This is a genomic window from Sporolactobacillus sp. STSJ-5 (assembly GCF_024385605.1).
Classification (GTDB): Bacteria; Bacillota; Bacilli; order Bacillales; family Sporolactobacillaceae; genus Sporolactobacillus.
The window spans coordinates 1-1,391 of the sequence record NZ_JANFOJ010000049.1; the positions used below are offsets into that span (position 1 = coordinate 1).

Genomic DNA, 1,391 nt, shown 5'->3' on the forward strand with positions numbered 1-1,391 from the left:
GCTATTGATCGTTTCCTTAGAAAGGAGGTGATCCAGCCGCACCTTCCGATACGGCTACCTTGTTACGACTTCACCCCAATCATTTGTCCCACCTTCGGCGGCTGAGTCCATAAAGGTTCTCGCACCGACTTCGGGTGTTACAAACTCTCGTGGTGTGACGGGCGGTGTGTACAAGGCCCGGGAACGGATTCACCGCGGCATGCTGATCCGCGATTACTAGCAATTCCGGCTTCATGCAGGCGAGTTGCAGCCTGCAATCCGAACTGGGGGTGGCTTTATGGGATTAGCTCGACCTCGCGGTTTCGCTGCCCTTTGTACCACCCATTGTAGCACGTGTGTAGCCCAGATCATAAGGGGCATGATGATTTGACGTCATCCCCACCTTCCTCCGGTTTGTCACCGGCAGTCACCTTAGAGTGCCCAACTGAATGCTGGCAACTAAGATCAAGGGTTGCGCTCGTTGCGGGACTTAACCCAACATCTCACGACACGAGCTGACGACAACCATGCACCACCTGTCACTCTGTCCCCCGAAGGGGAACGGCCTATCTCTAGACTTGTCAGAGGATGTCAAGACCTGGTAAGGTTCTTCGCGTTGCTTCGAATTAAACCACATGCTCCACTGCTTGTGCGGGCCCCCGTCAATTCCTTTGAGTTTCAACCTTGCGGTCGTACTCCCCAGGCGGAATGCTTAATGTGTTAACTTCAGCACTAAGGGTTGGACCCCCTAACACCTAGCATTCATCGTTTACGGCGTGGACTACCAGGGTATCTAATCCTGTTTGCTCCCCACGCTTTCGCGCCTCAGCGTCAGTTACAGACCAGAGAGCCGCCTTCGCCACTGGTATTCCTCCACATATCTACGCATTTCACCGCTACACGTGGAATTCTACTCTCCTCTTCTGTACTCAAGCTTCCCAGTTTCCAATGACCGTTTGCGGTTGAGCCGCAAGATTTCACATCAGACTTAAGAAGCCGCCTGCGCGCGCTTTACGCCCAATAATTCCGGACAACGCTTGCCACCTACGTATTACCGCGGCTGCTGGCACGTAGTTAGCCGTGGCTTTCTGGCCGGATACCGTCACTGCAAGAGCATTTCCTCTCCCGCACGTTCTTCTCCGGCAACAGAGCTTTACGATCCGAAAACCTTCTTCGCTCACGCGGCGTTGCTCCATCAGACTTTCGTCCATTGTGGAAGATTCCCTACTGCTGCCTCCCGTAGGAGTTTGGGCCGTGTCTCAGTCCCAATGTGGCCGATCACCCTCTCAGGTCGGCTATGCATCGCTGTCTTGGTGGGCCGTTACCCCGCCAACTAACTAATGCACCGCGGGCCCATCTGTCAGTGATGGCCGAAACCATCTTTCAGCCCTGCACCATGCGGTGCAGGGGAT

Annotated in this window: 1 rRNA gene; it reads right to left on the bottom strand. The window is 54.8% G+C overall.

Annotated elements, in window-relative coordinates:
• Positions 1–20: 20 nt before the first annotated feature.
• Positions 21–1,391 (bottom strand): 16S ribosomal RNA (locus NOM01_RS17040); the annotation flags it as partial.